Raw genomic sequence first — 232 nt, forward strand, 5'->3', positions numbered from 1 at the left:
GATGAACCACATGTTGCAAGTCCAACTTGGTCTGAAACTGCTCTGGATAAACATTATGTAGATCAGCCAATTGGGAAGGAGGAACTTGAAGGTTTTCTTAACACACCGCTTCCTTCTCATCCAAAGCTAGTCCGAGGACAATTGAAGAATGGCCTCCGATATCTTATTCTACCAAACAAAGTTCCAGCAAACAGGTTTGAGGCTCACATGGAAGTTCATGTTGGATCAATTG

The 232-nt window shown here is 42.7% G+C and carries 1 protein-coding gene; it reads left to right on the top strand.

Annotation, left to right across the window (positions count from 1 at the left end; translation table 11 throughout):
• A partial coding sequence (locus tag L9G74_RS24705) for a hypothetical protein (RefSeq protein WP_238899105.1) occupies window positions 1-232 on the top strand: 232 nt, incomplete at both ends.

This window comes from Shewanella electrica (assembly GCF_022321485.1).
GTDB lineage: Bacteria > Pseudomonadota > Gammaproteobacteria > Enterobacterales > Shewanellaceae > Shewanella > Shewanella electrica.